Here is a 25,165-nt window from a genome sequence, read left to right as displayed (position 1 = left end):
ATTCTTATGTCTAAATTATTAGCAAAAATTTTTGGAAGTCGAAATGATCGGACTTTAAAATCAATGAGAAAAGTAGTCGACAAGATTAATCAAATTGAACCTCAATTTTCAAAATTGTCGAATAATGAATTGCAACAAAAAACTTTAGAGTTTAAAAAAAGAGTTCAAAAGGGTGAAAGTTTAGAAGATATTTTACCAGAAGCATTTTCTGTTGTGAGAGAGGCATCTTTAAGAGTTAATGGTATGCGTCACTTTGATGTCCAGTTAATAGGGGCAATGGTACTTAATGACGGTAAAATTGCAGAAATGAGAACTGGTGAAGGGAAAACGCTAACAGCAACCCTAGCCGCATATTTAAATGCATTAAAAGGAAAAAGTGTTCATGTAATTACTGTAAATGATTACCTAGCTAAACGAGATTGTGAAACTAATAAAGAGCTATTTGAGTTTTTAGGTTTATCAGTTGCCGTAAATACTTCAGAGTTAACGCCGCCTGAAAAAAAGGAAGCTTATAATGCTGACATAACTTATGGAACAAATAATGAATTTGGTTTTGATTATTTACGAGATAACATGACCTTTAATCCTGAAGAAAAAGTCCAAAGGGACTTATTTTTCGCAATTGTAGATGAAGTTGATTCCATATTGATTGATGAAGCTCGAACTCCTTTAATTATATCAGGTCCTGCAGAGGATAGCTCTGCAATGTACGAAAGCATTGATAAGCTTATTCCATCGTTAAAGAAACAAGATAAAGAAGATAGCCAAGAATATAGGGGTGATGGACATTATACCGTTGACGAAAAATCTAAACAGGCTTACTTAACAGAAAATGGACAAATTTATATAGAAGAGCTCTTAATTAAGAATGAATTAATGAAAGAGTCTGAATCACTTTATTCACCTAATAATATAAGCTTATTACATCATATCAATGCAGCATTAAGAGCGCATGTTTTATTTGAAAAAAATGTCGATTATATTGTTCAAAATAATGAGATTGTTATCGTTGATGAACATACTGGTCGAACAATGCCAGGAAGAAGATGGTCTGAAGGTCTTCATCAAGCAGTGGAGGCTAAAGAAAGAGTTAAAATTCAAAATGAGAATCAAACACTAGCCTCAATAACATTTCAAAACTATTTTCGCTTGTATGAAAAGCTTTCAGGTATGACAGGGACAGCTGATACTGAAGCTTTTGAGTTTAGATCTATTTATGGTCTTGATACTGTAGTAATTCCTACTAACAAACCTATGCAAAGAAAAGACTTAGCAGATTTAGTCTATCTTACAGAAAATGAAAAATTTTCAGCTATTGTTAAAGATATTAAATATAGAGTAGAAAAAGGACAGCCATCTCTTGTAGGTACAGTTTCAATTGAAAAATCTGAAATCTTATCAAAAGAACTAACCAAAAATAACATTAAGCATAATGTTTTAAATGCTAAGTTCCATGAAAAAGAAGCAGATATAATTGCTGAAGCTGGCAAGTCTAGTGCAGTTACAATTGCTACCAATATGGCAGGAAGAGGAACTGATATAGTTTTAGGTGGAAGTTTACAGAATGAATTAAATCATCTAAATCCTGATGATAGGGAATCCATTGAAAAAGCTAAAAAACAATGGAAAGAAGAACATGAAAAAGTCTTAAAATCAGGCGGTCTTCATATCATTGGAACTGAGAGGCATGAGTCTAGAAGAATAGATAACCAATTAAGAGGAAGATCTGGTAGACAAGGAGATGTTGGTTCATCAAGATTTTATCTTTCTTTGGATGACTCATTAATGAGAATATTTGCATCGGATAGATTAGCAAATATGATGAAAAAGCTTGGTATGGAGGAAGGTGAAGCTATTGAGCACAAACTTGTAACACGCTCGATAGCTAATGCACAAAAGAAAGTTGAAGGAAGAAACTTCGATACTAGGAAGCAACTTTTAGAATTTGATGATGTCGCAAATGATCAAAGGCAGGCAGTTTATGAATTAAGAAATGAAATAATGAACTCTGATGATATCAGTGAAATGATAAAACAGAACAGAGAAGATGTTTTGTTTTCTGTAATATCACAATATATTCCTTCTCAATCAATAAAAGATATGTGGGATTTAGAAGGTTTAGCTGCGAGGTTAAAGTCTGATTTTGATATCAATATTCCATTAGAGGAATGGCTAGAAGACAGCAAGTTTTATGAAGAGCTTGTCTATGAGAGTGTCCTAAATTTATCTAATGATGTTTATAAAAATAAAGAAAATCAAGTTGGAGAAGATATTTTAAGAAGTTTTGAAACAAATATTATGTTACAAAACCTAGATTCACTTTGGAAAGAGCATTTATCTGCAATGGATCACTTACGTCAGGGTATTCACTTACGGGGATATGCACAGAAGAATCCTAAACAAGAATATAAAAAAGAGTCTTTTGAATTGTTTGAGGAAATGCTTGATAATTTAAAATATGATTCTATAGCCACGCTTTCTAAAGTTCAAGTTCAGGAAGAAGATGAGCTAGAAAAACTAGAGATTGAAAGAGCTAGATTAGCTGAGGAATTAGCTAAAAAGCAAACATTTAATCATGAAAGTTCAAAAGAGCAGTTTTCTACTAGTGAAGAAGTAGAAAGTGATGAGATTGATTTAATGGATAATGCTCCTAAAACACCTTTTAAAAGAGATGACAGAAAAGTAGGGCGAAATGAGCAATGTCCTTGTGGTTCTGGGAAAAAATACAAACAATGTTGCGGGAAATTGTAATTGTTAGGTTTTACTAATATAGCGGTTGGAATTGTTTTGAGTCATGATAATTCTTCTGTTTATATTACAAAAAGAAAAAAAGATGTTGATTGGGCTAACTATTTAGAATTTCCTGGTGGGAAGGCTTATTTAAATGAGTCTACCCTTAATTGTTTAAAAAGAGAGTTATATGAAGAAATAAATATTAACCCGATTATAGTAACTCCGTATTTCTCAAAAATTGTTTCTAAAAAAGGCATAATTTTAAATTTTTTCTAGTTAACTCTTTTGAGGGAATAATAAGAAACAAAGAAAATCAAACAGGTGATTGGATTAGTATAAAAGATCTTAAGAAACTTAAATTTCCCAAACCAAATCATTTCATAATAAGTCAATTAAAAAGCGACTTTACTTAATACAAAGTCGCAAAAATTAAATTATTTTTTTTTCGGATATCCATTCATCAAAGTCTAAAAGCTTACATCTTTCAGAACAAAAAGGTCTGTATTTTTCGGCTATTTTTTTTATTTTGCACTTTCTACACAAATTTATATTTTTTTTCATTAACATACTGCCATTTCAAATTCAATTTCATCAGGGAGAGGTTTTTCTTTATGGAAGCTTCTTATTCTTATTGAGAATCTGTTTTTGTGGCCTGAAACAACAGGATAAATTTCATGTGCGTCATTAAAACTCATTCTTAAAAGATCACCAAGCTGATGTTGACTTTGAAAAAAACCTTTTTTGGCCGTTTGACAATGAAATTTTGTTGAATTTCTTAATAAATTTAACCAAAAAAATAAGCAATCTCTGATTGGCTCGATCTCCTTTAGCCATTGGTTAACTTGTAAATTAACTTCATTTTCGTCAGATTTTAACCAATAATGTAAATTTGGTAGATCAAAATTACAGGTGCCTCCCGGTATTGATAATCTTTGTTTGATACTTTTTAGAAAAGCGTCTTCTCTAAAAAATTGACCAACACGCTTCATATCATGAAGTTTTTTTTGTTTTGTTTTAAGCTCATCTAAAAAGGTTGTTAGTGCTTCTTGATCAACATTTTCTAATTTTTTATATTGATTAAATTCCCTAATTTTTGTATCAAAATCTTTTACCAATTCTCTTTTAATATTAATTTGTTCCAAAATTTCAATAAGTTCGAATAGTGCAATAAAAAAAACTTTATAATTCCATGCTACGTTTATGTTTTTTGTCTCCATAATTTGAGAAAAAATATATTCTAACTTAAGATAAGTTCTTGTTTTCTCGTTTAATGGGTATTCGAATATATTATTCATCAATCAAATCCTAGAAAATTGTTGATACTGTATATGTAAACTAAGTACTTTATTTTTTAAATTCTTTAAATTAGAGTTATTAGTGATAATATCATCCGATAACCTAATTTTCATTTTGTTAGATAACTGATTTGATATAACTGCTTTCGCTTGAATTAAATCAACATTATCTCTTTTTATTACTCTGTTAACTTGAGATGTCATGGTTGTTAACACTGTAATATTTCTTTTTGTTAATTTTTGAAAATTTGCTTCAAATAATAAAGGTGCAGAAAGAATGCAATAAGGGGAAGAAGATAATGAAATATCTTTAACCACCTGCTCTAAAATTATCGGATGAAGTAGACTTTCTAGCCACATTTTTGCACTTTTATCCTTAAAAATGATTTTTCTAAGTAATGCACGATTCAATTCATTATCTTTAATTATTTTATTACCAAATTTTTTCTTTATTTCTTCAAGAGCATCACTTTTAGGAGAAACTACTTGCTTTGCAATTTTATCTGCATCGATTATGTTTATACCGAAGTTTTCAAAAATATTTGTAACTGTCGTTTTTCCAGAGGCAATTCCGCCTGTTAATCCAATAGTATATTTCATAATTTATTTTTTAAATCATTAAAATGTCAAAATTATTTATTTGTTTTAAATAAATACTAAAATATATAAAAAAAGGTTGTCAATATAAGTAATGTTCCAAATTGTACTGGTTCAGTAAGTTCCTTATTAAAATATCTTTTTTTTATTACTAGCAAGATAATTCCTAATAAAGACGAGATTATCAAAACTTGGAATAATTTTGGGATAGGTACAAGTATCCCTATACTTAATATCAACTTAACATCACCAAAACCAAGCGCATCTTTTTCTTTTACAATCATATAATACTTATGAATTATGTAAAGTAATGAAAATGCAAATAGACCACTTAATAATCCACTTATAATTACATTGATGTTGTTATTTATATATAGATTTATTGTTGAGCAGATTAATAATAAATAGTTAAGTTCATCAGGAAGCGTAAATGTTTCCCAGTCAATAATTGCAAGCGATAATAACAAAAAAATTATAATACATAATACTAGACTTTTGATTGTTAAACCATATTGAAGATAGGCTACTACAAAAAGGAAAGCAGTTATTACTTCAACAACAGGGTATCTGAGGCTAATTTTGGTGTTACAATATCTACATTTACCCCTTAAGTAAAAAAATTTATTATTGGAAAAAGATCGAATATGGAAATAGTTTTTTTACAACTAGTGCAATATGACCGTGGAAAGCATAAATAGAGAAACTTTTTATATGAAGAGGTTTTGTGGCTAAGCTGAGGTAATCTATACACAATTACATTTAAAAAGCTTCCAAAAATTGCTCCGAAAACAAATACAAAAAAAACATCCATGTAATATATGTAATTCATTTTATTCTTAATGATAGGTCTAGTGCTTTGATATTTTTGGTTAGCGCGCCAATTGAAATATAGTCAACATTAGTGTCCAAATATTGCGTTAAATTATTTAAATTGATATCACCAGAAACTTCCAAAGGTACTTTTTGTTTATTGATCTCAGTCGCTTGATGAATCATTTCAATAGAAAAATTATCAAGCATTATAACATCAACATTATTTTTTAAAGCTTCTTGTAATTCATTGATATTTTCAACCTCAACTTCTATTAACTTATTTGGTGCTATACTTTTTGCTTTGTTAACAGCTTCAGTAATTGAACCACAAGAAGCAATATGATTTTCTTTAATTAAAAACGCATCATAAAGTCCATGTCTGTGATTGAGTCCACCACCACACTTTACTGCATATTTTAGAGCAGTTCTAAGACCTGGTATCGTTTTTCGTGTATCTAAGATTCTAATTTTAGAGTTTTTGAGAATACTACAATATTCATTTACTTTGGTTGAGCAACCAGATAATGTTTGAAGAAAATTTAATGCTGATCTTTCGCCAATTAAAATTTCTTTGGATGGTCCTGTTATGGAGCATATTTTCTCACCTGCTTTTATATGATCTCCATCTTGATAATTCCAGTTAATTGTTATTTTTTCTGAAAGAATATTAAAAACTTCTGTTGCCCAACTCGTACCACATAATATCCCATCTTCTTTGAAAATGATTGTAGCTTCACAGACATTATTATTAGATATGAGAGATGCGCTCAAATCATTTTCAATTTGAATAGAACCCCCCAAATCTTCTTCCAATGCTTTGATAACATTTGAGTGAATAGCCTCATCTATGATTTGACTTAGGTTTAAGTTACGGCGATTAGATATTGTCGTATGGTTTAAATTATTTGACATGGTTTTTATTTACTCTTTTTTATGTATGATTTTATCAGATAAATATACCTATATAAATTTAATTTATCATATTTTAGGATCAACATATAAGGTTAGAGTACTATGTTCATAATTAATAATCATCATTTACTTCTGAACAGTGATCGAGCTGACTGTGACAACTATGATGAACGCCCTGATGAAAATGATATTTCATTATTAGTTATCCATAATATTAGCTTACCACCCGGAAAATTTATTACGCAGAATATAATTGATTTTTTCAGAATAAATTAAATGAAAAAAAACATGTATATTTTAAAGAAATAGGTAATCTAAAAGTTTCTGCTCATTGTCTTATTACAAGAAGTGGGAAAATTATTCAATTTGTTCCTTTTAACAAAAGAGCTTGGCATGCAGGTCAATCGAGTTTTGAAAAGAGAAGAAGGTGTAATGATTACTCTATAGGGATTGAGCTCGAAGGAACGGATGAAGTTCCATATACAGACGAGCAATACAATAGTTTGGTTGAAGTATCTATGGCTATCATGGAACGGTATCCGCTTATAACTTTAGATAGAATCACAGGTCATGAGTTTATTGCACCTGAGCGTAAAACTGATCCTGGTGTTTCTTTTGATTGGTTTAGGTACAAAAGTGATTTAGAAAAGAGAACGAAATGTATATAAATTTTAGTATTTACATGATGATGCTAGACAAATTGTTTGATTCTTGTTAGTGTTGCATTGGAAAATGGTAAGACCAATTCCAACAAACTGCCTCATGATAAAAAAATGGATATGAACTTGAAAGTATCAGATATATTAGAACAGGAATTCGAACAGTATATTCTGGATGGTCGTTTTCTTGCGGGTGAGAAAATCCCATCGGAAAGGGAATTAGCAAAATACTTTGATGTATCCAGAGCGTCAATTAGAGAGGCAATACAAAAGCTTGAAACTAAAAAGCTTTTAATTAAAAAACAAGGTGAAGGAACTTTCATAAGCGATAAGCTATGGAGTCCATTAAATGAACCTTTATTTGAGTTGCTTTCATCTAACCCAACTAGTCAAATGGACTTACTTGAGTCTCGTTATGCACTGGAGGGAATGATGTCTTATTATGCAGCTGAAAGAGGAAATGATCTTGATTTCGAGATTATAAAAAATAATTACAAGGAGATATGTGATTTTCAAAATAAAGGAAATATAGAAGATGAATCTCGAGCAGTGATGCAATATCTTATATCTGTAACAAAAGCAGCTAAAAATGTTGTACTGTTGCAAATAATAAATAGTTTGCGTCCTTTACTTGAAAAAAATATTCTTAAAAATTTTGAAATGTTAGAACAGGATTTTTCTTTAAAATTGACAGTAAACTATCATAGAGAAATGGTTTTAAATGCGATATGTAGTAGAAAGCCAAACGAAGCAAGAGATGCTGCACATGCTCATCTGTCTTTTATAAAAAAAATTTTAACTAACCTAGTGTGAATAAAATATACAAAATAGATTTCTATTTAACATTTAATGATTAGATACTGATGAAGGATTAAATAATGTCTGAAGTTACCCAAAAAGATCTTGATATCTTGGAAACCAATGAGTGGTTAGAAGCTCTGGAGTCTGTTGTAAGAGAAGAGGGTGTTGAAAGAGCCCAATTTTTATTAGAACAAGTTATTAATAAAGCTAGTGATGAGGGAGTTGATATAAGCTCAGGGAATGTTACGAATTATATCAATACGATTGCTAAGGATAAAGAACCAGTTTATCCTGGAAATGAGCAAATTGAGCATAGAATTCGTTCCATTATCAGATGGAATGCAATTATGATTGTTCTTCGAGGCTCCAAAAAAGATTTGGATCTTGGGGGGCATATGGCGTCCTATCAGTCATCAGCTGCTTTTTATGAAGTTTGTTTTAATCACTTTTTTAAAGCTATCAATGATAACGATGGTGGTGATTTGGTCTATTACCAAGGCCATATATCTCCAGGCGTTTACGCAAGAGCATTTGTTGAAGGTCGATTAACTGAAGAACAATTAGATAACTTTAGACAAGAAGTTGGAGGAAATGGTCTTTCGTCATACCCTCACCCTAAATTAATGCCTGAGTTTTGGCAATTTCCTACTGTATCAATGGGATTGGGTCCAATTGCATCTATCTACCAAGCAAGATTTTTGAAATATTTAGCAGGAAGAAAGCTAAAAGATACCTCTGAGCAAAGAGTTTATGCCTTTTTGGGTGATGGAGAAATGGATGAAGTGGAATCAAGAGGAGCGATTTCTTTTGCAGCAAGAGAAAAATTAGATAATCTTTGTTATTTAATTAACTGTAATCTACAACGTCTTGATGGCCCTGTTATGGGTAATGGTAAAATTATTCAGGAATTAGAAGGCTTATTTAAAGGTGCTGGTTGGAATGTTATAAAAGTAATTTGGGGTAATGAGTGGGATGAGCTTCTAGCGAAAGATTCATCAGGCAAGTTACTTCAACTAATGAATGAAACTTTAGATGGGGATTATCAAACATTCAAATCTAAAGACGGTGCTTATGTAAGAGAGCATTTTTTTGGTAAATATCCGGAAACTGCAGCTTTAGTTAAAGACATGACAGATGAAGAAATTTTTGCACTAAAACGTGGTGGTCACGAGTCTTCAAAAATGTACGCGGCTTTCAAAAATGCAGAGGAAACAAAAGGTAAGCCAACAGTTATCTTAGCTAAAACCGTTAAAGGTTATGGTATGGGAGCAGCTGCTGAAGGGAAAAACATTGCCCATCAAGTTAAAAAGATGGATATGACACACCTACTTCATTTAAGAGATCGATTAGGTCTAGAGGACTTATTATCAGATGAGTTGATAAAAGAGCTTCCTTATTTAACTCTTGAAAAAGGTTCTTCTGAATATAATTATTTGCACGAAAGAAGACAAGCTCTAAAGGGATACACTCCCAGAAGGTTACCACAATTCACAACTGAATTTAAAGTACCTGCTTTATCTGATTTTGAAGCTTTACTTGTTGAACAAAAGCGTGAGATCTCTACAACAATGGCTTATGTTCGTTGTCTGAATATTTTATTAAAAAATAAAGATATAGGAAAACAAATTGTTCCTATCATTGCTGATGAAGCAAGAACTTTTGGTATGGAAGGTTTATTTAGACAGGTAGGTATCTATAACCCTGAGGGACAAGAATATACCCCGGAAGATAAAGGCGTTGTATCTTATTATAAAGAAGATCAATCTGGCCAAGTTCTTCAAGAAGGAATTAATGAATTAGGAGCTATGTCTTCATGGGTTGCGGCTGCGACATCATACAGTACAAACAATTTGCCAATGATTCCATTTTATATTTATTACTCTATGTTTGGATTTCAAAGGGTTGGTGATATGGCTTGGCTAGCTGGAGATCAGCAAGCAAGAGGGTTTTTACTTGGAGCGACAGCTGGTAGAACTACTCTTAATGGAGAAGGATTGCAACATGAAGATGGTCATAGTCATGTTTTAGCAAATACTATTCCTAATTGCATTGCTTACGATCCGACTTTTGCTTATGAAGTTGCTGTTATTCTTCAAGACGGTATTAGAAGGATGTATGGAGAGAAGCAAGAAAATGTATATTATTACCTAACATTGATGAATGAAAACTACCACATGCCTCAGATGCCAGAAGGCTGCGAGGATGGTATTCGTAAAGGAATGTATAAATTTAAAACGGTTGATGCCACAGGACCAAAAGTTCAACTTTTAGGTGCAGGTACAATTTTTATGGAAGTTCTCAAAGCAGCAGATATCTTAAAAGAAAAATGGAATATTGCCTCTGATATATTCTCAGTTACATCATTCAATGAGTTAGCAAGAGAAGGTCAGGATACTGAACGTTTTAATATGTTAAACCCAGATGCTGCAAGATTAAGTTATGTTGCAACTCAGTTAGATAACCTAACAACTATCGCAGCTACTGACTATATGAAAAATCACTCAGATCAGATTAGAGCCTTTGTTCCTTCTGCGAATTATAAAGTTTTAGGTACTGATGGTTTTGGACGTTCGGATAGTAGAGAAAATTTAAGAAGACACTTTGAAGTAAATGCAAATTATATTGTGTTGGCAACTTTAACAGAGTTAGCAAAGACAGGTCAATTTGACTCTACTAAATTGGCTGATGTTATTAAAGAACTAAATATAGATACAAATAAAATTAATCCATTAAACGCGTAAGAGGCAAATTAGGAAATGGCTATTGAAATAAAAGTTCCAGATATTGGTGCTGATGAAGTAGAAGTAACTGAAATTATGGTTAAAGCAGGAGATGTGGTTACCGAAGATCAGTCTTTAATAACTGTTGAAGGTGATAAAGCTTCAATGGAAGTACCATCACCTCAAGCAGGTACGATTAAAGAAATTCTTATTAAAGAAGGCGATAAGGTTGAGACGGGTTCTTTAATTATGTATTTTGCTGATGAATCTGTAGATGTTAACACAAAGAAAAATGAAGCTACTGAAGTTGATACAAACAGCTCAAGTTTAGTTGAAATTCATGTGCCCGATATTGGTGGAGATGAAGTTGAAGTAACTGAAATCATGGTTTCTATTGGAGACTCTGTAAATGAAGAACAGTCTTTAATCACGGTTGAAGGTGATAAAGCTTCCATGGAAGTTCCTGCCCCAGTTGCTGGCGTAGTATCTGACATCAAAATTAATGTTGGGGATAAAGTTAACACTGGTTCTTTGATTATGTTTTTTTCAGTTAATTCAAATAATGTTGAAGATACAGATAAAAATTCTGTTTCAGAAAACAATGCTTCTTCTGTAGAAATTGATGTTAACGTGCCTGATATTGGAGGAGATGAAGTTGAAGTCACTGATGTCATGGTTTCAGTTGGCGATACTGTTGATGAGGAACAATCTTTAATCACGGTTGAAGGTGATAAAGCTTCCATGGAAGTCCCGGCTCCAGTTAAAGGAAAAGTTACTAACATTCTCATAAAAGAAGGCGACAAAGTTTCTACCGGCTCTCTAATTATGAAGTTTGAGGTTGAAGGTTCATCATCTAATTCAGCTGAAAAAAGCAATGCTTCAGAGGCTGTTAAAAGTGAAAAAACTGTCTCGAAAGAAAAACAAAGCACACCTTCATCAAGTAATGATTTTCAGGAAAATGATGCTTATGTTCATGCTTCTCCAGTTGTCAGAAGGTTGGCTAGAGAGTTTGGAATCAACTTAAGTAAAGTAAAGGCTACGGGTAGAAAAAACAGGATTACCAAAGAAGATGTGCAAAATTATGTAAAAGGAGCTGTACAGAAACTAGAATCAGGTAGTGGTGCAAATGGTTCAGAGTTAGGTTTACTTCCTTGGCCAAAAGTTGATTTTAATAAATTTGGTGACACTGAAACTAAGCCATTATCAAGAATTAAGAAAATATCAGGGGCAAATCTTCATCGTAATTGGGTTATGATACCGCATGTGACACAATGGGATAATGCAGACATCACTTCTTTAGAAGCTTTTAGAAAAGAGCAAAATGCACTTCAAGCTAAGAAAAAAGAAGGAGCAGTCAAAATTACGCCTTTAGTATTTATTATGAAAGCTGTTGCTAAAGCACTTGAGGAATATCCATCTTTTAATTCGTCTCTATCTGACGATGGCGAACATTTAATAATGAAGAAATACGTAAATGTTGGTGTCGCAGTAGATACACCTAATGGGTTAGTAGTACCAGTTTTTAAAGATGTTAATAAAAAAGGTATTATTGAGTTATCTTCTGAATTAATGGAAATTTCCAAAAAAGCACGTGCAGGAAAACTCACATCATCTGACATGCAAGGAGGTTGCTTTACAATTTCCAGTCTTGGTGGTATTGGTGGCACAGCCTTTACTCCAATAGTGAATGCTCCTGAAGTTGGTATATTAGGAGTTTCAAAGTCAGAGATGAAGCCGGTTTGGAATGGGAAAGATTTTGATGCAAGATTGATGTTACCTTTATCTCTATCTTATGACCATAGAGTTATTGACGGTGCTGAAGGTGCAAGATTTATTACGTTTTTAAATAAATCTTTATCAGATATTAGAAATTTAGTTATGTAATTTACATAACTAATTTTGTATAAAGATAAATGGAAAGAGACAATTATGAGTAAAGAAATAAATGCACAAGTGGTAGTTTTAGGTTCAGGTCCTGGTGGTTATTCAGCAGCATTTAGATGTGCTGATTTAGGCTTAGATACTGTTTTAGTTGAAAAATATAACACTTTAGGTGGGGTCTGCTTAAATGTTGGTTGTATACCATCTAAAGCTTTATTACATGTTTCAAAGGTAATTGAAGAAGCAAAAGCCTTAGGCTCGCATGGAGTTACATTTGGGAGTCCTGAAATCGATTTGGATAAAATTAGAAGCTGGAAAGAAAAACAAGTTGTTGGACAATTAACTGGTGGTTTGGCTGGAATGGCCAAAATGCGCAAAGTAAAAGTGGTTAATGGAACTGGAACATTTACAAGTTCAAATTCCCTTGAAGTAATTGGTGAAGAAAAAACAACAATAAACTTTAAAGATGCCATAATTGCAGCCGGCTCAACTCCAGTAACACTTCCTTTTATTCCACACGATGACCCAAGAGTTTGGGACTCAACTGATGCTTTGGCTTTAAAAGAAGTTCCTGAGAAGTTGTTGATTATGGGTGGAGGTATTATTGGTCTTGAAATGGGTACTGTATACCATTCATTAGGTTCTAAAGTTGATGTTGTGGAGATGTTTGATCAACTTATTCCTGCTGCTGATAAAGATATTATTAAAGTTTTTACTAAGAAAATTAGTAAAAAACTTAATGTTATGTTGGAAACTAAAGTCACTTCTGTTGAAGCAAAAGAAGATGGAATCTATGTTTCTATGGAAGGTAAGAAAGCTCCTTCCGATGCTCAAAGATATGATGCAGTTCTTGTTGCTATTGGAAGAAAGCCTAATGGGAAATTAATTGGAGCAGAGAAAGCCGGTGTAACTGTGGACGATAGAGGTTTTATTAATGTTGATAAACAGATGAAAACTAATGTTCCAAATATTTATGCTATTGGGGATATTGTTGGTAACCCTATGCTTGCTCATAAAGGTGTTCATGAAGGACATGTTGCAGCAGAAGTTATTTCTGGGAAGAAACATTACTTTGACCCGAAAGTTATACCCTCAATTGCATACACTGAGCCAGAAGTTGCATGGGTTGGTCAAACAGAAAAAGAAGCGAAAGAAAATAAAGTAAATTATGAAGTCGCTATTTTTCCATGGGCTGCGTCAGGAAGGGCAATAGCTTCGGACTGCTCTGATGGGATGACTAAGTTAATTTTCGATAAAAATAGTAATAGAGTTATTGGTGGTGCTGTAGTAGGTTCAAATGCTGGAGAGCTTCTAGGTGAAATTGGATTAGCTATCGAAATGGGCTGTGATGCTGAAGATCTTGCTTTGACAATTCATGCTCATCCAACTCTTCATGAGTCAGTTGGCTTAGCAGCAGAAGTCTATGAAGGATCAATTACTGACCTTCCAAATGCAAAAGCTAAAAAAAAGTAAATTTTGTTTTTGATTAAAGTCGAAAAAATAATGTTTTAGTTCTTTTCAAGAAAATCAATTTTAAAAAGGCAGTTAAAACTGCCTTTTTTATTGCCCATTAAATATAATGTATTTTATCTTTGATTAATGTCACTGTTTCATTATTGTTATTTATGATTGTAAAACTTAAGATACACAGTTATTTTTTTTTATAGTATTATTTATAAAATTTCAGAAATTGTTATTTCTAATTAAAACTAAAATAGCGGACGAGGAATTGATTTATGTTGGAAGAATATAAAGCACATGTAGCTGAAAGATTAAAAAAAGGAATAGTTCCTAAACCACTTTCTGCAGAGCAAACAGCTTCTTTAATTGAACTATTAAAGCAAGATAATACAACTGATGAAAAGTTACTACTAGATCTATTGGAAAATAGAATACCACCTGGGGTAGACGAAGCAGCTTATATTAAAGCAGGGTTCTTAGCGGCTATCGCAAAAGGAGAAGTTACATCTCCCTATGTCTCTAAAGATAAAGCGATTCAGCTTCTTGGTACGATGCAGGGTGGTTACAATATTGAGCCTCTTATTGACCTATTAGATGATAATAAATTAGGTAAACAGGCAGCTGATCAATTAAAGCATATTATTTTAATGTTTGATAGATTCTATGACGTTGAGGACAAAGCAAAAAAAGGAAATCAACATGCTCAAGAAGTTATGGAGTCATGGTCAAATGCAGAATGGTTTACTAGTAAAAAGAAATTACCTGAAACGGTTACGCTAACTGTATTTAAAGTAACAGGTGAAACAAATACAGATGATCTTTCCCCAGCTCAAGATGCGTGGTCTCGACCTGATATACCCCTTCATGCCTTAGCAATGTTAAAAAATAAAAGAGATGGAATTGAACCTGATTTAGTTGGTGAAGTTGGTCCTATCAAACAAATAGAAAATTTACAAAATAAAGGCCATCAGCTAGTTTATGTTGGTGATGTCGTTGGAACAGGTTCATCAAGAAAGTCAGCAACAAATTCTGTTTTATGGTTTATGGGTGATGATATACCTAATGTTCCAAACAAAAAAAGTGGTGGTTTTGTTTTTGGAGGTAAAATTGCTCCAATATTTTACAATACGATGGAAGACTCAGGTGCGCTTCCTCTTGAATTGGATGTGTCCAAATTAAATATGGGTGATGTAATAGATTTGTATCCCTATGAAGGTATTGTAAAGAATAAAGAAACTGGAGAAACTGTATCTAAATTTTCATTAAAATCAAAAGTACTTTTTGACGAGGTTCAAGCGGGTGGTCGAATTCCACTTATTATTGGTAAAGATTTAACAAGCAAAGCAAGAAGTAGTCTTAAATTAGAAGAATCTGAATTATTCGAAAAAGATTTTGAAAAAGATAATAGTAATGCAGGGTATACACTTGCACAAAAAATGGTTGGTAAAGCATGTGGTGTTGAAGGAATAAGACCTGGTACATTCTGTCAACCCAAAATGACAACTGTTGGTTCTCAGGACACCACTGGCCCGATGACAAGGGATGAACTCAAAGACTTGGCGTGTCTTGGCTTTTCTGCTGATTTAGTAATGCAATCTTTTTGTCACACTTCGGCTTACCCAAAACCAATAGATATTCAAAATCAGCATACGTTACCTGATTTTATAATGAATAGGGGGGGATATCTCTGCGTCCAGGAGATGGAGTTATACATTCTTGGTTAAATCGTATGTTGTTGCCTGATACAGTTGGCACTGGAGGTGATTCTCACACAAGATTCCCTTTAGGGATATCCTTTCCAGCAGGTTCAGGTTTAGTTGCTTTTGCAGCAGCTACTGGAGTCATGCCTCTTGATATGCCTGAATCAGTACTGGTTAAATTTAAAGGTAAGCTTCAAAAAGGAATTACCCTGAGAGACTTAGTACACTCAATACCATATTACGGTATAAAAAATGGTTTATTGACAGTTGAAAAGGAAGGCAAAATTAATGAATTTTCAGGTAGAATATTAGAGATAGAAGGTCTTGAGCATTTAACAGTTGAGCAGGCTTTTGAGCTTTCAGATGCTTCAGCGGAAAGAAGTTCAGCAGGTTGTACTGTGAAGTTATCAGAAACTTCTATTCGCGAGTATCTCAGTTCAAACATTGTCATGCTTAAGTGGATGTTATCTGAAGGTTATGGAGATGAAAGGACAATTAAAAGAAGAATTATAGCTATGGAAGAATGGCTTGATAACCCAAGCTTATTGTCTGCAGATAAAGATGCTGAGTATGCTCATATTTTAGAAATAGATATGAATGAAATCAAAGAACCAATTTTATGTGCTCCTAATGATCCCGATGATGCAAGGTTACTTTCTGAAGTTCAAGGTGAAAAGATTGATGAAGTGTTCATTGGTTCATGTATGACTAATATCGGTCATTTTAGAGCAGCAGGAAAACTTTTAGATAAATACAATAGTGCATTGAAAACACGTTTATGGATAGCCCCGCCTACTAAGATGGATAGAGATCAATTAACTGAAGAAGGCTATTATAATATTTATGGTAGGCTAGGAGCTAGAATCGAAACCCCTGGTTGTTCTTTATGTATGGGTAACCAAGCGAGAGTGGCTGATAATTCTACCGTTATGTCTACGTCAACTAGAAATTTCCCGAACCGTTTAGGTGCTGGTGCAAATGTTTATTTAGCCTCAGCAGAGCTATCGGCTGTTGGTGCAATTTATGGCAAAATTCCTACTAAAGAAGAATACTTAGAATATATGGAACAAATTGAACCAACTGCTGCTGATACATTTAGGTATTTAAATTTTGATAAAATGGACTTTTATACACAAAAGGCAGATAAAATTGTTGTAAAAGAAATTTAAATATTTCCAATTACATAAAAAGCACTCTTTCGTAAAGAGTGCTTTTTTTTACTTCTTTGAGCGCCTTTGGTGCAGATATGCTTCATCATTGATCAAGAACTCCAAAAAAAAACCTTTTATTAAATTAACATACTGATTTTATTGATATATTTTTTTGGCATTTAATTTGCTTAGTATTTATGTATTGCAATTACAGGATAAAAAGTTTATGAAATTAATTAGTGCAATCATTAAACCATTCAAATTAGAAGATGTAAAAGATTCTTTATCAAAAATTGGTATTGATGGAATGACAATAATGGAAGTCAAAGGGTTTGGTCGCCAAAAAGGTCATACTGAACTTTATAGAGGAACTGAATATAACGTTGATTTTTTGCCTAAAATAAAAATCGAGATAGCCGTACACTCAGATCAAGTTGACTCAGTTATTAACTCCATCACAACTTCTGCACATACAGGTAAAATAGGTGATGGAAAAATTTTTGTTTATGATGTTTCTAATGCTGTTCGAATTAGAACAGGGGAAAAAGATTTAGAGGCAATATAGTTATAAGTTAATTTAAACTTAAGAGGTAAATTATGGATATAACATTAGATATAAATGGTTTAAAGTTTGCGATTAATACATTTTTTTTATTGATCTCAGGTGCTTTAGTTATGTGGATGGCTGCTGGATTTGCAATGCTTGAAGCAGGAATGGTAAGGACAAAAAATACTACTGAGATATTAACCAAGAATGTCTGTTTATACGCTATTGCATGTACTTGTTTTTTGATAATCGGTTATAATATCATGTATGTAAGTAATTCAGAGGGGGGTATTTTACCAACCTTTGGATTTCTTATCGGAGAACAATCCGCTGATGCTACTCATGCATTAACTGCAGACTTCTTCTTTCAAGTCGTATTTGCAGCAACAGCAATGTCAGTGGTTTCAGGTGCTGTTGCAGAAAGAATGAAGTTGTGGCCATTTTTAATTTTTTCAGTAATTTTAACCTCTTTCATATATCCTATAGAAGGTTATTGGACGTGGGGAGGTGGATTTTTATCTAAAATGGGATACGTTGATTTCGCTGGTTCGGGAATTGTTCATTTGGCTGGAGCTGCTGCTGCATTAGCTGGTGTTATTTTTCTCGGTGCAAGAGAGGGTAAATATGGAAAAAATGGAGAGATAAATCCTATACCAGGTTCTAACATGCCCCTTGCTACAATAGGAACATTGATATTATGGTTTGGCTGGTTCGGTTTTAATGGAGGTTCCCAATTAGCATTAGCATCTGTTAGTGATGCAACAAGTATAGGACTAATTTTTTTAAATACTAATGCAGCTGCAGCTACAGGGGCTATCGGTGCACTTATCTTGTGTAAATGTGTATGGAAAAAAGTGGACTTAACTATGGTTTTAAATGGTGCTTTAGGTGGTTTAGTTGCAATAACAGCAGATCCCGCTTCACCATCTCCTATGTATGCCATGGGTATTGGATTAATTGCTGGTGTATTAGTTGTATTTAGTATTATCTTATTGGATCGGTTAAGATTAGATGATCCTGTAGGTGCAATTTCTGTTCATGGATCTTGTGGAATACTTGGCTTACTCTTAGTTCCGTTATCTAATTCAGATGCAAATTTGATGACTCAAATTTTAGGAATTATCGTTATATTTGCCTGGGTATTTTTAGTGAGCTCAATAGTTTGGTACACGTTGAAAGTTACTATAGGATTAAGAGTCGGTAAATCTGAAGAGATTGATGGGTTGGATGCCCATGATTGTGGAGTAGATGCTTATCCTGAATTTATAAACCTCAAATAACAATTATGGCTAAGTAGGTCTAAATTCTTATTCTTGAAATTAGACCTTTTATTTTTAAGTGTAATTTATGTTATCATTGAATATTAAAATTATTTAAATATGAGAATAACATGAATCATAAAATAGAAGTATTTATTTCCTCTGATAGAATCTCCAAGAGAATTTTAGAAATAGCAAATGAAATTGATAAACACTATAAGGGAAGTGACAATCTTATTTTGATTGGTCTTCTAAGGGGTTCCTATATGTTTATGTCTGATTTATCTAAGCTAATAAAAACGCCTCATGAAATTGATTTTATTACGGCATCAAGTTATGGAGCAGGAACCGTTAGTTCTGGTGATGTAAAAATCTTAAAGGACTTAGATGGCGATATAAAAGGTAAAGATATTATTATAATTGAAGATATTATTGATACTGGTAATACTTTATCTAAAGTTAAAGAAATATTATCAATAAGGAACCCAACATCAATTAAGATTTGTACTTTACTTGATAAGCCTTCTAGAAGAGAAATTGCAGTTTCTGTAGATTACATTGGGTTTGAGATACCGGATGAATTTGTGGTTGGAATGGGACTCGATTTAGATCAAAAATATCGACATTTGCCTTTTGTTGGCAAAATAACAGAATAGTATTTTCTAGTCTAATATGCTTTAAAATAATCTTTGAAGCTAAATCACAAGAGATAGATTTAGCTTCAATTTCTTAAATTTCAAAAATAATATTATCAATTAACCTTACATTTTCTAAAAAACAGGATATTAAAATAACTACATTATTAGTTTCTATGCTTATTTCTTCTAAGTTTCCTGCATCTCTAAAGTAAAGTTCTTCTAAAACTATATCATGCTTTCGAAGAAGCTCCTTCGCTTCAAACTTTAATGCAATATAATCCTTTTTATTGTAACTTACTATTTCTGTTTTAAGGTAGTTTAATACTTTAAAAATATTTTCTGCCTTCTTTAAACTGGTTATTGATAACTTGTTATTTCTAGAAGATAAAGCCAAACCATTAGTATTTCTTTTTGTCGGTAGGGATAGGATCTGAACAGGTAAATCAAGCTCCGTAACCATTTTTTTTATGATTAATAGTTGTTGGTAATCTTTTTCTCCAAAAATAGAAACATTTGGTTTTATTATGTTGAATAGTTTATTCACTATCGTTGCCACACCATCGAAATGTCCTGGCCTTAGTTCACCCTCCAAAAGATTTGCTAGGGGAGAGACATGAATTTTTGTGTTTAGCTTTAAGTTTTTACCATACATCTCAGTTGCTGAAGGCATAAATATTGCATCTATGTTTTCTTTTTTTAAGAGTTCAATGTCTTGTTGATGAGTTTGAGGATAAGTTTCAAAATCTTTTTGTGAGTTAAATTGAGTTGGGTTAATAAATATTGAACATATAACCCAATCAGAATGTCGCTTAATTTCTCTTATTAGAGAAAGGTGACCTTCATGAAGATTACCCATGGTTGGGACAAACCCAATAACTTGATTAGCTAAGGATATTTTATGGGAAAGCTTTATTACTTCATTTTTAGTAGTAACAATTTGCATTTATTTATACTCAGGAGTTAGTTTGTTTTATTTTTTGAAGTTTATTAACTTGTAAATTATTCATAACATCAGATATTAAGTCTCCATCTGGTAAAATCAAGGACGGAGCTATTTCAAATAATGGAACGATAACAAAATCACGTCTTTTCATATCATAGTGAGGTATAGTAAGCCTATTGTTATTAATTATATCATTATTAAAAAGCAATATATCTAAATCAATAACTCTTGGACCCCATCTCATATTTTTGTTTCTAATACGCCCCATTTTTAACTCGATAGATTGTAAAAGATCTAATAATTCTATTGGAGAATGATCCGTTTCAATTTTTAATACAGCATTAACAAAATCTTCTTGAGGTATATTATCAAGTGGTGTGCTTGAATAAAAAGAAGAACGATCCAATATCCTTATTTTTGAATGATAGTTATTTAATAAATTTATAGCAGTTAATGTTTTTTTAAAGGGATCGTCTAAATTACTGCCAAGACCAATATATGCAATATTTTTCATACTTTATGTTTTCTTTTATGTCCTTTTTTACTTTTTTTGTGATTAAGGCTTTGTAACATTAAATTCGCTTTTGATTCATCTGCTTGTTGAAAAATATCCCACCACTTTGCAAGATCTTTTATTTCACCACCTTCAATAATCCCTCTAATTTCTAAGAAATCAAAAGCGGCTCTAAATTTGGGTTGCTCTAGTAGGCGTAATGATCGTTTTGGAGTTCTATTCAAAAACTTATTTTGAAGATACCAAATATCTCGTATTGTATTTGTAAATCTTTTAGGAATTGAAATAGTCTCTATTTGTTTATCAATAATCCAATTTATAGCAGCTTGAAGTTGTTCGTAGGATGATAAACTTGCATAACTTTTATCATTCTTTATTTCTTTTAATTTCGATTGAAGTGGGTACCATAGAAAACAACTGTATAAAAATGCTGGATTAATTCTTTTTTGATTTTTTATTCTTTGATCTGTTGAAATTAGAGATAGTTCAATCATTTTTTCTGTAAGACTTGAATGGTCTTCAGTAAGAAAGTCATTTATCTGAGGAAACAGTTGTTGAAAAATATCATATTCTCTAAGACTAAGGTAAGTTTTATAGCCGTAACCATTATGAAATAATTTATTGCATTCATCAAAAAGCCTAGCCCCAGGAATTTCGCTTAATAATGTCACGAGTTCTTTTATGGGAGTAGCTGTTTCATTGGATAAGGACATATTTAATTTAACAGAGAATCTAATAGCTCTTAACATTCTCACAGGATCTTCTTTATACCTTGTATGAGGTTCTCCAATTAACTTAATAACTCTATTTTTTAAATCTGATAGGCCATGCTCAGAGCTTCTTATTGAAAATGTTTTAATATCATAATATAAAGAATTGACTGTAAAATCTCTTCTTTCACTATCTTCATTTATATCACCGAATATATTATCTCTAATTAACATTCCTTTCTCAGACTTTTTTGAAATATTTTTTGTAGAAGTTGCAGAGTGATGGCCTCTAAAAGTAGCAACTTCTATTATTTCCCTACCAAAAAGAATATGGGCTAAGCGAAATCTTTTTCCAATTAGCCGACAATTACTAAAAATTTTTTTTATTTCTTCTGGAGTAGCATCTGTAACTATATCAAAGTCTTTGGGTTTTTGTCCTAGGAGTAGATCCCTGACACACCCACCCACTAAATATGCTTCATAATTTTCAGCAGATAGACGATACAAGACTTTTAGTGCATTAGATGAAATATCTTTTCTAGAAATATTGTGCTGATTACGGTTTAATATTTCAACCGATTTAGGGTGAGAATTATTCATTCTATAATTTCCGCATAATTAATTTGTATCCGAGACATTTATATTTACTTTTGGTATTTTAGCTAATGACCAATTTGCAATAGACCAAGTTAGAATTTCTTGGGGAGAATTGTATATCATTTCTTTTTGTGTTGGCAACCCAAGTAATTTCAGAGCCTTTAGCAAATTATATTGGATATTATCTAAAGGGATACTCTTAGCCTTATGTTGTTTTGAGAGCTTAAAACCATTTTGATTGTTTATAACTGGTAAATGTACATACTTTATTGCCCTAAGTTCAAAGTAATTATAAAGAGCAATTTGATGACTAGTCATATTCTCTAGATCAGAACCACGAACGACTTCAGTTATACCTTGATATATGTCATCAACGACTACAGCAAGATTATAAGATGGCAAGCCGTCTTTTCTTTGTATAATGAAGTTTTCTTGTGCCAAATCTTTTGAAAAAAAAATTATGCCTTTAAGCCTATCCGAGAACGAATTAACTTCATGTTTTAAGAAACGTATTGATGCGTTTTCAGGTGACCTTTTTTTTTCTTTACAGTATCCGTCGTATATACCGCCTAACTCCTTAATTCTTTTACGATTACAAGAGCAGTAGTAGGCTTTATTAGCACCTATAATATCATTAATGTACTCTCTATATATATCAATTCGTTTACTTTGATAGAGAACTTCCTCATCCCATTCAAGGCCATAAAGTTCGAGTGTATGTAAGATATTTGCGATAGATGCAGGTTGTATTCTGAAATAATCCAGATCTTCAATTCTTAGCAACCAGCTTCCATTGTTAGCTTTAGCTTCAAGATAACTGCCTAAAGCTGTAGTTAAAGAACCTAAGTGTAAATCTCCAGTTGGAGAGGGAGCAAAACGCCCTCTATAAATTACTTTTGTGTTCATTCGTAATGAAAAACCAGTACTATCCAGTCATCTGCTTTTCTTTTAACTCAGCAAGGGTCTTACAATCTATGCATAATTCAGCAGTTGGACGAGCCTCTAATCTTCTTATTCCAATTTCAACTCCACAAGAGTCGCAATAACCAAAATCATCATCGTCAATTCTTTGAATAGTTTTATCTATTTTTTTTATTAGCCTTCTTTCTCGATCTCTGTTTCTTAACTCTAAGCTAAACTCTTCTTCTTGCGCTGCTCTGTCAACAGGATCTGGAAAATTGGAAGCTTCATCTTGCATTTGATGAACAGTTCTCTCAACTTCACTTTTCAACTGTTCTTTCCAAGCCATTAAAATTGTACGAAAATGCTTAAGTTGTTTTTCATTCATGTATTCTTCGTTGGGAGCTACTTGATATGGTTCAAGTCCAGCAGCTGCTAGAATACCTAAAGTTTTTTTCTTTTGAATAATTGGCATTCATTATCTCCTAAATATACCTAATATATCCTTTATTTAAAATTAGGGGTGTATCTATAACAGAATATTATATACCTGTCAAATGTTAGAGTCGAAAAAAAAATTTTTTTTTTTGATGTATGGTTGATTTTTTTTGAAGGTTTAAAGTGGCTCCCCCTGCTGGACTCGAACCAGCGACATACGGATTAACAGTCCGGCGTTCTACCAACTGAACTAAGGGGGAATAATGGTGCCTCGAGGCGGAATCGAACCACCGACACGAGGATTTTCAATCCTCTGCTCTACCGACTGAGCTATCGAGGCATTTAAATGGTGCCGACTACCGGAATCGAACTGGTGACCTACTGATTACAAGTCAGTTGCTCTACCTACTGAGCTAAGTCGGCGCACTTAAATGGTGCCCGGAGGCGGAATCGAACCACCGACACGAGGATTTTCAATCCTCTGCTCTACCGACTGAGCTATCCGGGCAATGAAGCGTATTAAATAAGATTTTGCTCTCTAAGTCAACAAAAAAAAGAAAAGAATTATGTTTTTTGAGTTGATTGCTTTATTTTTAATCTTTTTGGGTTGTTTTGGTTATTTTGGTTGATATCCATCTATAATAATATCTTTTCCATCGAATAAAAATTCAGACATTTTTTTTTCAAGAAATTTACGATGTTCAGGATCCATCATATTTAATTTTTTTTCATTTATTAACATTGTCTGTTTAGCTTGCCATTTATTCCATGCTTCTTGAGAGATATTTTCATAAATTTTTTTTCCTAACTCACCAGGGTAGATTTGAAAAGACATAGAGGGAGCTTCTTTTTTTAAATGTACACAATAAATAGTTTTTGACATATAATAAAATCTCTTAATCTAAATTTGTTTTTATAAACTTTTTTATAGGTGTTGGCAAGGCAATACTTGATGTAGATCGAAAATATTTTGAGTTATCTGTTGATTTTACTTTTAAATTATTCACTTCGATTACATGGCCTAACAGCTCATAATGTGTAAATTTATGAGATATTTTCCCTTTCAATCTATAATTTATGTTTTTTAAATCATCTTCGCTGACTTCAGGCAAACACCATAAACCAAACCATACATCTTTTTTATTTCTTTTTTCTAAGAGAATATTATCATTTTGTTTACACCAAATAAAATACTTGTCTTTTTTTATTTTTTTTGCTTTTTTTGTATTAAGCGGTAATTCTAATTGCTTATGAGTTTTAAAAGCATAACAATTTAATTGTAAGGGACATTGATCACATTGAACATTTCTAGGTGTGCATATCAGTGCACCTAAATCAATTAATCCTTGTGTATAAATTCTGTTTGATGTTTGAGGCGTAAGTTGAATAGATAATTGCCAAATTTTTCTTTTAAATGATGATGACTTTTTACATTCCTTAATGCCAAAAATCTAGAAAAGAGTCTATTTACATTACCATCAACAATTGGTCCATACTTATTGAAAGCAAAGGAAAGTATAGCCCCTGATGTATATGGACCAACACCTGGAATACTTAATAATTTTTCTTGATCATCAGGAATCTTCCCACCGAACTCATCTAAAATAAACTTAGACGCTTTTATTAAATTTCTTGCTCTAGAATAGTAACCCAGACCTTCCCATAATTTTAACACTTTATCCTCTTCAGCTATTGCTAGAGCATCAATTGTAGGAAAATATCTTAACCACTTTTGAAAGTACGGTATAACCGTTTTAACTTGTGTTTGTTGGAGCATAATCTCTGATATTAATACTTTGTATGGAGTAATATTTTGCTGCCATGGTAAGTCTTTTCTACCATGTTGTAACTGCCATTCTATAATAGTGTTTGCAATATCCATTTTTAGTCTATAAT

General features: G+C 32.4%; 22 protein-coding genes, 4 tRNA genes and 3 pseudogenes. 11 read left to right on the top strand and 18 right to left on the bottom strand.

What is annotated here, in order from left to right:
- Positions 1–6 precede the first annotated feature (6 nt).
- Complete coding sequence (gene secA, locus CF386_RS02070) at positions 7–2,751, top strand: preprotein translocase subunit SecA (RefSeq protein ID WP_089072828.1); 2,745 nt, start codon at positions 7–9, stop codon at positions 2,749–2,751.
- The gene (locus CF386_RS02065; RefSeq protein WP_089072827.1) at positions 2,752–3,009 is read left to right on the top strand and encodes an NUDIX domain-containing protein; all 258 of its coding nucleotides are present in this window, start codon (positions 2,752–2,754) and stop codon (positions 3,007–3,009) included.
- 153 nt (positions 3,010–3,162) lie between these two features.
- Here the strand turns inward: CF386_RS02065 and yacG are convergent, their stop codons facing one another.
- The 6 genes and pseudogenes from yacG to nadC all read right to left on the bottom strand — a co-directional run bounded on the left by yacG (position 3,163) and on the right by nadC (position 6,350).
- Complete coding sequence (gene yacG, locus CF386_RS02060; protein ID WP_158522271.1) at positions 3,163–3,294, bottom strand: DNA gyrase inhibitor YacG; 132 nt, start codon at positions 3,292–3,294, stop codon at positions 3,163–3,165.
- Entirely contained in the window at positions 3,294–4,028 is a 735-nt protein-coding gene (gene zapD / locus CF386_RS02055) for a cell division protein ZapD (RefSeq protein WP_089072825.1), read from the bottom strand. Before zapD ends, yacG begins: the two co-directional genes overlap by 1 nt.
- Before the next feature lie 3 nt (positions 4,029–4,031).
- Complete coding sequence (coaE, locus tag CF386_RS02050) at positions 4,032–4,628, bottom strand: dephospho-CoA kinase (protein ID WP_089072824.1); 597 nt, start codon at positions 4,626–4,628, stop codon at positions 4,032–4,034.
- Positions 4,629–4,684: 56 nt separating this feature from the next.
- Positions 4,685–5,098: a prepilin peptidase gene (locus tag CF386_RS02045; protein WP_404824951.1), complete on the bottom strand. Its 414-nt coding sequence runs from the start codon at positions 5,096–5,098 to the stop codon at positions 4,685–4,687.
- Positions 5,099–5,149: 51 nt separating this feature from the next.
- Positions 5,150–5,436, bottom strand: a pseudogene (locus CF386_RS13580) (prepilin peptidase); the annotation flags it as partial.
- 14 nt (positions 5,437–5,450) lie between these two features.
- Entirely contained in the window at positions 5,451–6,350 is a 900-nt protein-coding gene (gene nadC, locus CF386_RS02030) for a carboxylating nicotinate-nucleotide diphosphorylase (protein WP_089072821.1), read from the bottom strand.
- 102 nt (positions 6,351–6,452) lie between these two features.
- Between nadC and ampD the strand changes: the two are divergent.
- From ampD to hpt, 9 genes and pseudogenes are all read left to right on the top strand, one after another.
- Positions 6,453–7,018: pseudogene (ampD, locus tag CF386_RS02025) on the top strand (1,6-anhydro-N-acetylmuramyl-L-alanine amidase AmpD).
- Positions 7,019–7,075: 57 nt separating this feature from the next.
- On the top strand, positions 7,076–7,822 hold the full coding sequence (locus CF386_RS02020) for a GntR family transcriptional regulator (RefSeq protein WP_158522270.1): 747 nt from the start codon (positions 7,076–7,078) through the stop codon (positions 7,820–7,822).
- Positions 7,823–7,887: 65 nt separating this feature from the next.
- On the top strand, positions 7,888–10,551 hold the full coding sequence (gene aceE, locus CF386_RS02015) for a pyruvate dehydrogenase (acetyl-transferring), homodimeric type (RefSeq protein ID WP_089072819.1): 2,664 nt from the start codon (positions 7,888–7,890) through the stop codon (positions 10,549–10,551).
- A 15-nt stretch (positions 10,552–10,566) separates the two neighbouring features.
- Positions 10,567–12,414: a pyruvate dehydrogenase complex dihydrolipoyllysine-residue acetyltransferase gene (gene aceF / locus CF386_RS02010; RefSeq protein ID WP_089072818.1), complete on the top strand. Its 1,848-nt coding sequence runs from the start codon at positions 10,567–10,569 to the stop codon at positions 12,412–12,414.
- A 45-nt stretch (positions 12,415–12,459) separates the two neighbouring features.
- A complete protein-coding gene (gene lpdA, locus CF386_RS02005) occupies positions 12,460–13,884 on the top strand; it encodes a dihydrolipoyl dehydrogenase (RefSeq protein ID WP_089072817.1) in 1,425 nt (474 codons plus the stop codon).
- A 263-nt stretch (positions 13,885–14,147) separates the two neighbouring features.
- Positions 14,148–16,741 (top strand): annotated as a pseudogene (gene acnB, locus CF386_RS02000) (bifunctional aconitate hydratase 2/2-methylisocitrate dehydratase).
- 208 nt (positions 16,742–16,949) lie between these two features.
- Entirely contained in the window at positions 16,950–17,288 is a 339-nt protein-coding gene (locus CF386_RS01995) for a P-II family nitrogen regulator (RefSeq protein ID WP_089072816.1), read from the top strand.
- A gap of 32 nt (positions 17,289–17,320) precedes the next feature.
- Complete coding sequence (locus CF386_RS01990) at positions 17,321–18,550, top strand: ammonium transporter (RefSeq protein ID WP_089072815.1); 1,230 nt, start codon at positions 17,321–17,323, stop codon at positions 18,548–18,550.
- A gap of 110 nt (positions 18,551–18,660) precedes the next feature.
- Positions 18,661–19,185 (top strand): hypoxanthine phosphoribosyltransferase, encoded by a 525-nt coding sequence (gene hpt, locus CF386_RS01985; protein ID WP_089072814.1) that lies wholly within the window; start codon positions 18,661–18,663, stop codon positions 19,183–19,185.
- Positions 19,186–19,258: 73 nt separating this feature from the next.
- On the opposite strand, the gene panC is transcribed toward hpt, so the two are convergent.
- From panC to CF386_RS01925, 12 genes are all read right to left on the bottom strand, one after another.
- A complete protein-coding gene (gene panC, locus CF386_RS01980; protein WP_089072813.1) occupies positions 19,259–20,110 on the bottom strand; it encodes a pantoate--beta-alanine ligase in 852 nt (283 codons plus the stop codon).
- 10 nt (positions 20,111–20,120) lie between these two features.
- Positions 20,121–20,624, bottom strand: coding sequence for a 2-amino-4-hydroxy-6-hydroxymethyldihydropteridine diphosphokinase (folK, locus tag CF386_RS01975; protein ID WP_089072812.1), 504 nt, complete (start codon positions 20,622–20,624; stop codon positions 20,121–20,123).
- The gene (gene pcnB / locus CF386_RS01970) at positions 20,621–21,934 is read right to left on the bottom strand and encodes a polynucleotide adenylyltransferase PcnB (protein WP_089072811.1); all 1,314 of its coding nucleotides are present in this window, start codon (positions 21,932–21,934) and stop codon (positions 20,621–20,623) included. Before pcnB ends, folK begins: the two co-directional genes overlap by 4 nt.
- Before the next feature lie 18 nt (positions 21,935–21,952).
- Positions 21,953–22,837: a tRNA glutamyl-Q(34) synthetase GluQRS gene (gluQRS, locus tag CF386_RS01965; RefSeq protein ID WP_089072810.1), complete on the bottom strand. Its 885-nt coding sequence runs from the start codon at positions 22,835–22,837 to the stop codon at positions 21,953–21,955.
- 19 nt (positions 22,838–22,856) lie between these two features.
- Complete coding sequence (gene dksA, locus CF386_RS01960) at positions 22,857–23,306, bottom strand: RNA polymerase-binding protein DksA (RefSeq protein ID WP_089072809.1); 450 nt, start codon at positions 23,304–23,306, stop codon at positions 22,857–22,859.
- 147 nt (positions 23,307–23,453) lie between these two features.
- Positions 23,454–23,529: transfer RNA gene (locus tag CF386_RS01955), tRNA-Asn, on the bottom strand.
- Positions 23,530–23,533: 4 nt separating this feature from the next.
- Positions 23,534–23,609, bottom strand: a tRNA-Phe gene (locus CF386_RS01950).
- 7 nt (positions 23,610–23,616) lie between these two features.
- Positions 23,617–23,692: transfer RNA gene (locus tag CF386_RS01945), tRNA-Thr, on the bottom strand.
- Between the two features lie 9 nt (positions 23,693–23,701).
- Positions 23,702–23,777, bottom strand: a tRNA-Phe gene (locus CF386_RS01940).
- A 108-nt stretch (positions 23,778–23,885) separates the two neighbouring features.
- Positions 23,886–24,152 (bottom strand): oxidative damage protection protein, encoded by a 267-nt coding sequence (locus CF386_RS01935; RefSeq protein ID WP_089072808.1) that lies wholly within the window; start codon positions 24,150–24,152, stop codon positions 23,886–23,888.
- 13 nt (positions 24,153–24,165) lie between these two features.
- A complete protein-coding gene (locus tag CF386_RS12960) occupies positions 24,166–24,456 on the bottom strand; it encodes an NUDIX domain-containing protein (protein WP_225971723.1) in 291 nt (96 codons plus the stop codon).
- Positions 24,457–24,608: 152 nt separating this feature from the next.
- The gene (locus CF386_RS01925) at positions 24,609–25,151 is read right to left on the bottom strand and encodes an HhH-GPD family protein (RefSeq protein WP_089072806.1); all 543 of its coding nucleotides are present in this window, start codon (positions 25,149–25,151) and stop codon (positions 24,609–24,611) included.
- Positions 25,152–25,165: the final 14 nt, after the last annotated feature.

Origin of the sequence: Paraphotobacterium marinum, from assembly GCF_002216855.1 — a bacterium.
In the GTDB taxonomy this organism is placed as follows: Bacteria; Pseudomonadota; Gammaproteobacteria; order Enterobacterales; family Vibrionaceae; genus Paraphotobacterium; species Paraphotobacterium marinum.
The sequence above is the reverse complement of the archived record's forward strand: the minus strand, read 5'-3'. Positions and strand labels throughout refer to the sequence as shown.

What these genes read in the sequence shown, in the direction of transcription:
- secA (WP_089072828.1), top strand. Translation starts at nt 7, where the DNA reads ATGTCTAAATTATTAGCAAAAATTTTTGGAAGTCGAAATGATCGGACT.
- yacG (WP_158522271.1), bottom strand. Translation starts at nt 3,294, where the DNA reads ATGAAAAAAAATATAAATTTGTGTAGAAAGTGCAAAATAAAAAAAATA.
- zapD (WP_089072825.1), bottom strand. Translation starts at nt 4,028, where the DNA reads ATGAATAATATATTCGAATACCCATTAAACGAGAAAACAAGAACTTAT.
- coaE (WP_089072824.1), bottom strand. Translation starts at nt 4,628, where the DNA reads ATGAAATATACTATTGGATTAACAGGCGGAATTGCCTCTGGAAAAACG.
- nadC (WP_089072821.1), bottom strand. Translation starts at nt 6,350, where the DNA reads ATGTCAAATAATTTAAACCATACGACAATATCTAATCGCCGTAACTTA.
- aceE (WP_089072819.1), top strand. Translation starts at nt 7,888, where the DNA reads ATGTCTGAAGTTACCCAAAAAGATCTTGATATCTTGGAAACCAATGAG.
- aceF (WP_089072818.1), top strand. Translation starts at nt 10,567, where the DNA reads ATGGCTATTGAAATAAAAGTTCCAGATATTGGTGCTGATGAAGTAGAA.
- lpdA (WP_089072817.1), top strand. Translation starts at nt 12,460, where the DNA reads ATGAGTAAAGAAATAAATGCACAAGTGGTAGTTTTAGGTTCAGGTCCT.
- CF386_RS01995 (WP_089072816.1), top strand. Translation starts at nt 16,950, where the DNA reads ATGAAATTAATTAGTGCAATCATTAAACCATTCAAATTAGAAGATGTA.
- CF386_RS01990 (WP_089072815.1), top strand. Translation starts at nt 17,321, where the DNA reads ATGGATATAACATTAGATATAAATGGTTTAAAGTTTGCGATTAATACA.
- hpt (WP_089072814.1), top strand. Translation starts at nt 18,661, where the DNA reads ATGAATCATAAAATAGAAGTATTTATTTCCTCTGATAGAATCTCCAAG.
- panC (WP_089072813.1), bottom strand. Translation starts at nt 20,110, where the DNA reads ATGCAAATTGTTACTACTAAAAATGAAGTAATAAAGCTTTCCCATAAA.
- folK (WP_089072812.1), bottom strand. Translation starts at nt 20,624, where the DNA reads ATGAAAAATATTGCATATATTGGTCTTGGCAGTAATTTAGACGATCCC.
- pcnB (WP_089072811.1), bottom strand. Translation starts at nt 21,934, where the DNA reads ATGAATAATTCTCACCCTAAATCGGTTGAAATATTAAACCGTAATCAG.
- gluQRS (WP_089072810.1), bottom strand. Translation starts at nt 22,837, where the DNA reads ATGAACACAAAAGTAATTTATAGAGGGCGTTTTGCTCCCTCTCCAACT.
- dksA (WP_089072809.1), bottom strand. Translation starts at nt 23,306, where the DNA reads ATGCCAATTATTCAAAAGAAAAAAACTTTAGGTATTCTAGCAGCTGCT.
- CF386_RS01935 (WP_089072808.1), bottom strand. Translation starts at nt 24,152, where the DNA reads ATGTCAAAAACTATTTATTGTGTACATTTAAAAAAAGAAGCTCCCTCT.
- CF386_RS01925 (WP_089072806.1), bottom strand. Translation starts at nt 25,151, where the DNA reads ATGGATATTGCAAACACTATTATAGAATGGCAGTTACAACATGGTAGA.